This is a genomic window from Candidatus Binatia bacterium (genome assembly GCA_035631035.1).
Classification (GTDB): Bacteria; Eisenbacteria; RBG-16-71-46; order SZUA-252; family SZUA-252; genus DASQJL01.
In genome coordinates this window covers 1-8,079 of the sequence record DASQJL010000045.1, presented here as the reverse complement: position 1 = coordinate 8,079, position 8,079 = coordinate 1, and the positions used below count along the sequence as shown (strand labels likewise).

The following is an 8,079-nucleotide window of genomic DNA, read 5'->3' as shown; positions in this document are numbered from 1 at the left end:
CGCGCGGTCGGGTGCAAGGACCCCACGCCTTTCGACAAGAGCTCGGCCACGCCGCGCCAGACCTGGGCCGCCGGGGCGGGCCACTGCTCGGTTCCGAGCACTGACGCGTTCGGCACGAGGAGGAAGAAGACCGGGACCACGACCAGGCCTCCGGCCAGCACGCCGAAGAACTGCGCGATGAACTGCTGGCGCGGGTTGGCGCCCAGCAGGTAGCCGCTCTTCAAATCGGTCAGGAGATCGCCCGCGTGGCTCACGGCGCCCGCCGTGATGTTCGCGGTCATGAGATTCGTCGTGACGTTGCCCGGCTGGATCGCGCCGAACGTGAGCTGCGTGATCTTGCTGATCGGCCCCGTCGGCGTGATGTCGGTCTCGCCCGTGGCGCGCGCGGCGACGACCACCAAAAAGAAGGTCATGAGCACGGCGATCAGCCCCATCCACCAGTGGATGTGAAAATAGAGGTGCCCGAAGTAGATCGCGGCGCCACCGAGGACGATCATCCCGCCCACGAACCAGGAGCCCGGCACCTCGATCCGTTCCATGGGATCGTCGGTGCCGCCCGGGCGCTTCTTCAAGAACGCCAGGAGCGTCCCGAACGCGCGCACCACCGTGCGCCACTGCATGAAGAAGAGGAGCAGCCCCGACGTGACCATCATCGGGACGCCGATCCAGAGGCTCCAGGAGGAGATTCGCCTCAGGGCCGAGCCGCCGGTCGTGGCGATGACGCCCTGGTCCATCATCATCGGCGCGAGGAGGAGATAGTTGACGCAGGCGCCGAGCATCATGCTCCAGGCCTGGCGGAAGCCCATGATCGCGCCCGCCGCGACGAACAGGAGCGAGCCCTCGAACGACATCGTGAGCTCGTTCAGGTGATACCGGCCGAGGCGGATCCAGCTCGTGCCCCAGGTCGCCGGGATGTTCGGGTACTTGATCCAGGGCGCGGAGGCGTCGCGGAACCACGTGATCGCGGCGCCGAGGATGCCCGACCACATCAGCGCCTTCGCCTGCCGCTCCGCCTTGCTCCCCTCGCTGTGCAGCGCGCGCATCGTGGTGGCCGCGGCGATTCCGCTGGGATAGGGAAGCTGCTCCACGTTGATCATCTGCCGCTTCGCCGGGACCGCCAGGAACACGCCGAGCCAGGAGAGCACCAGCGTCCAGATGGTCAGCGCCCACATCCCCGGGACCGCCGACGGGTTGAGCATCATGAGCGCGGGGATCGCGTTCACGAGCCCCGCGCCGGTCATGTACCCCGCCGCCGAGGCGCACGACTGCATGGCGTTGTTCTCGAGAATGCTGAAGGCGGGAAATTGCTTCGGAAAGGCGCGGTGCAGGGCGGCGAAGATGGCGTAGGCGAGGATGCAGGAGGTGATCGCCACGCCCATGCTCCAGCCCGCCTTCAGGCCGATGTAGATGTTGCTGAGCGACATGAACGCGCCGAGCAGCATCCCCATGATGAGCGCGCGGGGCGTGAGCTGGCGCATGCGGTCGCCGGCGTAGACGTTCTCGAACCAGTGGCGCTCGATCTGTTCGGGGGTTTGCGGCGGGGGCGCTGCCTCTACGGGACGGGCCGGTGTCTCGGCAACGGTCTCGGTCGTCACGGGCTTCCCTCCGGTTCACGGCGGACGTGAGGGACGTAGAATGCTCCGCGACGGATCGGCGCTCAACAGGTACCGATGGCTACCGGCTTCAGCGCCCGGCACCCGGCTCTTCGCCCGACGGCCCCACTCACCGCCTGGACCCGATCTCCTCGATGGCTCCCCGAATGGCCCGCCGGAGCTGGTCCCGGGTCTCCCGGCTCAGGCGTCGTGAGCCCGGGCGCTGGCAGAGGGTGAGCGCCTCGCTCAAGGCGCGGCAGGCCGTGCCGCAGGCGGGGCAGGCCCCGACGTGCGCCTGCATCGCCTCGCAGGCCGCGCGGGTCAGCTCTCCGTCCAGGTAGCGGTTCAGCATCCTGCCCGTCTCGACGCAGGAGCGCGCGTGGCCCGCGCGCGGGGTGCCGCCGAAGTGCGGCGCCAGGACGTCCCGAAGTGCCAACCGGGCGCGGTGGAGGCGCGATTTCAACGCCCGCTCGCTCACCCCCAGAACGCGGGCCGCTTCGGCCGCGGAGAGCCCTTCCACGTCGCGCAGGATCACCGCTTCGCGATAGGCCGGAGGGAGCTCTCCGATCGCGACGCTCAGGGCTCGAGCCAGCTCGCGGCGCTCGGTCTCGTTCGCGGGGTCAGCGGAAAGGGGAGCCCTCGGCTCGGCTCCTTCCGTCGAGCTGCCGTCTCCGGCGGCGCCCGCGCCGTTCCGTCCGGCCCGCAGCCGCTGGCGGCGGCAGGCGCGCCGCGCCACCGTGTAGGCCCAGGTGGTCAGGGACGAGCCGCCCCGGATCGAGGGGAGCGAACGGACCAGCGACACGAGAACTTCCTGCATCACGTCTTCGGCGTCGTCGGAGTCTCGGCAGAAGCTCCGGCCGAAGCGGTAGATGGGCGGCGACAGGCGCTCCAGAAGTCTGCGCAGAGCGCGCGGGTCCCCGTCGCGGGCCTCCAGGAGAAGACGCCGCTCCTCGGCCCGCGCCGCGGCCCCGTTTTTCGCGAATCCTTTGTCTGCCATCGTGACACTCACCCCCGAATGCGCTCCGAAACCCTATTCGACCACAACCCCGGGCCCCGGGCCAGGGCGTACCGCGCCGTGGGCATTTTCCTGGCGCTGCACCTCGGCGTTCCCGCCGTGGCCTCTCTGGCGATCTCCCTCGCGGCTCCCGTCGCGGCGTCCGCCCAGACCTGGACCCTGGACCGAGTCCTGGAGACCGCCCGGCGATCCGACCCCGGCATCGCGGCCGCGCGGGCCGCGGGCGATGCCGGAAGCGCCGCCGCGGCCTCGGGCTGGTCGGCGCTCTCCCCGCGGATCGGCCTGGACGCCGGGTGGACGCGGAGTGACGATCCCGCGCTCCTCTTCTCGCAGAAGCTCTGGCAAGGGCGGTTCACGGCTGCCGATTTCGCGCTGCCGACGCTGAACGATCCCGCGCCGCGGAGCGCCTGGAATTGGGGCGCCACGGCGGAGCAGCCGCTCTGGAACGGAGGCGCCGAGGTCACGGCGCCCGCCCTGGCGGCGCATCGAGGCCGCGCCGCCCGGGAATCGGCGCGCGCCGCGGTCGCCGACCGGCTTCTGGAGGTGGCTGGCGTCTACGTCGAGGCCGTCCGCGCGCGAGACGCCCTGGAGGCCGATTCGATCGCGCTGGCGGCCGCCGAGGAGTCGCGCCGCTCCGCGGTGGAGCGATTCCGGCGCGGACAGATCCCCGAGCTGGACACGCTGCGCGCCACGGCGCACTGGGCCGAAACGCGCGTGGCCGCGCTCGGATCCGACCGGCGGGTCCAGGTCGCGCTCGCGCGGCTCGCGACGACCGTCGGCCAGCGGGTGCTCCGGGAGGATCTCGGAATGTTGCCGGATCCTGCCGGCCAGAATCGGGACGCGTCCCGCAGCGAGCCCTACGTCGCCGCCCGCCCCGAATACGTCGCCGCGCGCGAGGAGGCCCGCGCCCGGGGGATCGAGGTGACCCGCGCCTCGCTCGCGCTCCTGCCCTCGCTGAACGCGCGCGCCGACGTTCGCCGCTACGAAGATCCGGAATCGGGCGGGGGAGCGCGCCGCTTCTTCGTCGGGCTCACCGCCTCATTCCCCATCTGGGACGGGACGCGCCGCATCCAGGAGCGCCGGATCGCGAGAGCGCGCGCCGACGAGGCCGTGGCCCGCGCCGAGCTCCTGAAGCGCGCGCTGGCCGCCTCCACGCTCGACGCGGCGGTGGACGCGGAGGTCTCGCTCGACCGACGCGACGCAGCACACCTCGGCGCCGCGTCGGCCGAGGAGGCGCTCCGTCTGGCGCAGGGCCGCTATCGCGCGGGGCTTCTCCCGCAGTCCGATCTCCTGGCCGTGGAGGCCGAGGCGGCGCGGGCGCGACACGCCCGCGTCGACGCCGAGTCTGACGCCGTCCTGGCCCAGTACCGTCTCCTGCACGCACGAGGGATGCTCGAATGAAATCACGAATCCCACCCGGCTCCGCCTCGCCGGCCCCTGCCGCGCGATTCGGCGCAGCACTCCTCATCGCGATGGCCGCGGCGGGCTGCGGCCACCGCGACGAGCCCGGCCGCGCCGCGGCCGACACCACGCCGCCCGTCGAGGTGACGGTGCGCCGGGTCGGCACGGCCGGCTCCGAGCGCGAGCTCATCCTCCCCGCGCGCGTCGCGGCGCGCGAGGAGGTCACCATTCGCGCCACGATCGGCGCGCGCCTGAGCGCGCTGCCGTACCAGGAGGGCGCCGCCTTCCCGGCCGGCGTCGTGCTCGCCCGCTTCGACGCGACCGAGGCCAAAGCCGCGCTCCAGGCGGCGCGCTCGGGGCTGGCCGCTGCGTCTTCGCGGCTCGACTTGGCGAGGAAGCAGGAGGCCCGGGTCGAATCTCTCTACGCCGATCGCGTCGCCGCACTCCGCGAGCTGGAGCTGGCGCGCCAGGATCGCCAGGCCGCGGAAGCCGCCTACGCCGCGGCGAACGCCACGCAGGCGGGGCTGGTCTCCGGCACCGAGGTCCGCGCTCCCTTTGCGGGCGTGGTCGTGCGCCATCACGTCGATCCCGGCACGTCGCTCAATCCTGGCGACGCGGTTCTCGACGTCCGCTCGACCGGCGCGGGAGAGATCGTGGCGGCCGTCCCCGAGGGGTGGAGCGCCGACCTCCGGAGCACGCGCGCCACCGTTCGGTTCCAGGCGGGGCCGTGGCATCCCGCGTCGCTCCTTCGTGTGGACGGCATGACCGACTACGCGTCGCGCACGCGGACGGCCCGGTTCAAGCTTTCGGATCGCGCGGTCGCCCTGGTTCCCGGCGACTTCGCCGAGGTCCGGCTCGAGGCGCCGCAGGCCCCGGCGCCGGCCGCAACCGGCGCGCCCGCGGGCGGCCGCCGTCCGGGTGGCGTCGGAACCCCGGCATCGGGAGGAGCCCTCAGCGTTCCCTCCTCGGCCGTGATCCGCCGCGGGTCGCTCACCGGCGTCTACGTCGTCCAGGAGGGCCGCGCCTGGCTCCGCTGGGTGCGACTGGGCCGCGAGGACGCCTCGAGCGCGGAAGTGCTGGCCGGCCTCGAGCCGGGCGACGACATCGCGCTGGACCCCTCCAAGCTCGCCGACGGGCGAGCCGTCACGGAGCGGCGGTGAGGCCGTGGTGACGATGCCACATTCCCTGGGGCCGGCGGGACGGATCGCGCGCGCGTTCCTCGATTCCAAGCTGACGCTGCTCGCCGTCGTCGCCTCGGTGCTCCTCGGCATCCTGGCCCTCCTCACGCTGCCTCGCGAAGAGGAGCCGCAGATCCAGGTCCCGATGATCGACGTGACCCTGGCGTGGCCCGGCTCCCCGGTGGAGCAGGTGGAGCGCCAGCTGGTCACGCCGGTCGAGAAGCGCCTCTCGCTCATCCCGAAGCTCGAGTACCTGTACTCCACCTCGCGCGACGACGGCGCGCTCGTGATCGCGCGGTTCGAAGTGGGCTCGAACCCCGACGAGGCGTGGAGCCGCTTGCGCTCGCGCCTGGACGAGGTCGCCGCGACCCTTCCTGCCGGAGCGCGGATCGTCGACGTGGCGCCACGATCGATCGACGACGTGCCGGTGCTGGCCCTGACGGTGTGGGACCCCGCGCATCCCGATGCCGATCCGAGCGACTTGCGCCGCGTCGCCTCGGAGCTCGCGCTGGAGCTGAAGAAGACGCAGGGGGTGGCGCGCGTGCGGGTCCTGGGCGGCGAGCCGCGCGCGATCCGGGTCGAGCCCGACCCCGGCCGCATGGCGGCCGCGCGGCTCACGCTGGACGAGCTGATGGGGAGCCTGGCTTCCTCCGGGCTCTCGTTCCCGGCGGGTGGGGCGGTGCGACCCGAGGGACGGGTCGCGCTTCGCGCCGAGTCGCCCTTCACGTCGGCGGAGGAGATCGGCAACCTGGCCGTCGCGGCGCGCGACGGCCGGCCAGTTCGTCTCACCGAAGTGGCCCGGGTCGAAGACGGCGCCCCCGCGCCGACCCAGTACGTGATCTTCGGCCGGCACGGCGGCGCCCGCTATCCCGCCGTCACGGTCGAGGTCACGAAGCTCCCCGGCGTGAACGCGATGGAGCTGACGAAGCGGCTCCACGCCCAGGTGGAGACCCTCCGGCCGCACCTGATCGGGCACCGACTCGAGATCACCACGATGCGGGACTACGGCGAGACCGCCCGCCAGAAGTCGGACGATCTGATGTTCCACCTGCTGCTCGCCACGATGTCGGTGGTGCTTCTGATCGCGCTGGCGCTCGGCCGCCGCGAGGCGCTGGTGGTTGCGATCGCGATTCCCGTGACGCTCGCGCTGACCCTCTTCATCTACCGCTTCCTCGGCTACACGCTGAACCGGGTCACGCTGTTCGCGCTCATCTTTTCGATCGGCATCCTGGTCGACGACGCGATCGTGGTGGTCGAGAACATCGCGCGCCACCTGCGGCTGCGCGACGGCCGGAGCAAGGACCAGCGCGTGATCGAGGCGGTCGACGAGGTAGGAAATCCCACGGTGCTCGCGACGGTGACGGTGATCGCCGCGATCCTGCCGCTCGCGTTCGTGGGAGGCCTGATGGGCCCCTACATGAAGCCGATCCCGATCGGCGCTTCGTTGGCGATGCTCTTTTCCCTGGGCGTCGCCTTCGTCGTCTCCCCGTGGGCGGCGCGGCGCCTCTTGGTGAGTCACGGGTCCGCGCACGAAGGGGTGGAGGAAGGGAAGCTGGACCGCACCTACCGCCGCGTCATGGGGCGGCTCCTTTCGGAGTCCCGCGCGCGGCTTTTCTTCTTCGGGCTGATCGCGTTCCTCTTCGCGGCCGCCGTGTCGTTGATCGCGTTCCGGATCGTGACCGTGAAGATGCTGCCCTTCGACAACAAGAGCGAGTTCGAGGTGCTGCTCGACCTCCCGCCGGGAACGCCGCTGGAGCGGACGCTCGCGGCGGCCGAAGAGGTCGCGGCGCGCGCCGCGCGCGAGCCGGAGGTGGAGGCCTATCAGATCTACACGGGCATCGGCGCCCCGGTCACGTTCAACGGGCTCGTGCGGCACTACGACCTGCGCTCCGATCCCCGCTACGCCTCGGTCGAGGTGAAGCTGGTCGAGGCGGGGAAGCGCCGCGCGCAGAGCCATGCCATCGCGCGGCGCGTGCGCCCGGCGCTGGAGGTGGTGGCCGCGAAGTACGGCGCGCGGCTCAAGGTGGTGGAGGTGCCGCCCGGTCCTCCCGTGCTCTCGACGCTGGTGGCCGAGGTCTACGGCCCCGACCTCCAGGGACAGCGCGCGCTCGCCCGGCAGGTGTGGAGCGTCTTCCGGACGACCCCGGGGGTCGTGGACACCGATCTGCTCCTCACCGAGGGGCAGCCTCGGATCGCCCTGAACGTCGATCGCGACCGCGCCGCACTCGCCGGCGTCTCGCCAGAGGCGGTGGCGCGGACGGCCGCGGGGCTCTATGCGGGGAACACGGTCGGCGTTCTTCAGGCGGGGACCGAGACGGAACCGGTGCCGATCCGGGTCCAGCTCTCACCGGCGGATCAGTCAGACGAGTCCGCGCTCGCCGCGCTCCGGGTCGGAAGCGGGGCGGGGACCCCGTTATCGGAGCTCGTCCGCTCGGCGCGCGAGGAGGCGCCGGCGGAGATCTACCACAAGAACCAGCGGCGCGCGGTGTACGTGCTAGGGGACGTGGCCGGCCGCGAGGAGAGCCCCGTCTATGCGATCGGGAAGCTGGGCGCGCGCGTGGATTCGCTGCGGGCTCCCGACGGCGGCCGCGTGGAGCAGCTCAATCTGACGATGCCGGCGTCCACCGAGTCCTATTCGCTCAAGTGGGACGGCGAATGGCACATCACGCTTCAGGTCTTCCGGGACATGGGGACGGCGTTCGCCGTGGTGCTGCTGCTCATCTACATCCTGACGGTGGGGTGGTTCCGCTCCTTCACCACCCCCTTCGTGATCATGCTGCCGATTCCGCTGAGCCTCATCGGGATCCTTCCCGCGCACGCGGCGCTCGGCGCCTTCTTCACGGCGACCTCGATGATCGGCTTCATCGCCGGGGCCGGCATCACCGTGCGGAAC

At 71.9% G+C, this 8,079-nt stretch carries 5 protein-coding genes; 3 read left to right on the top strand and 2 right to left on the bottom strand.

The annotated features are described in order from the left end of the window. The coding region (locus VE326_04215) for an OPT family oligopeptide transporter (GenBank protein HYJ32401.1) at positions 1–1,595 on the bottom strand (1,595 nt) is incomplete at its 3' end. Positions 1,596–1,722: 127 nt separating this feature from the next. Then, positions 1,723–2,589 (bottom strand): sigma-70 family RNA polymerase sigma factor, encoded by an 867-nt coding sequence (locus VE326_04210; GenBank protein HYJ32400.1) that lies wholly within the window; start codon positions 2,587–2,589, stop codon positions 1,723–1,725. 18 nt (positions 2,590–2,607) lie between these two features. Here VE326_04210 and VE326_04205 point away from each other — a divergent pair, with 18 nt between their 5' ends. The 3 genes from VE326_04205 to VE326_04195 form a co-directional block, all read left to right on the top strand. Next, a complete protein-coding gene (locus VE326_04205; protein ID HYJ32399.1) occupies positions 2,608–4,008 on the top strand; it encodes a TolC family protein in 1,401 nt (466 codons plus the stop codon). Then, complete coding sequence (locus VE326_04200; GenBank protein ID HYJ32398.1) at positions 4,005–5,168, top strand: efflux RND transporter periplasmic adaptor subunit; 1,164 nt, start codon at positions 4,005–4,007, stop codon at positions 5,166–5,168. The genes VE326_04205 and VE326_04200 overlap by 4 nt, the downstream gene beginning before the upstream one ends. Before the next feature lie 13 nt (positions 5,169–5,181). Then, on the top strand, positions 5,182–8,079 hold a 2,898-nt coding region (locus VE326_04195), incomplete at its 3' end, for an efflux RND transporter permease subunit (GenBank protein HYJ32397.1).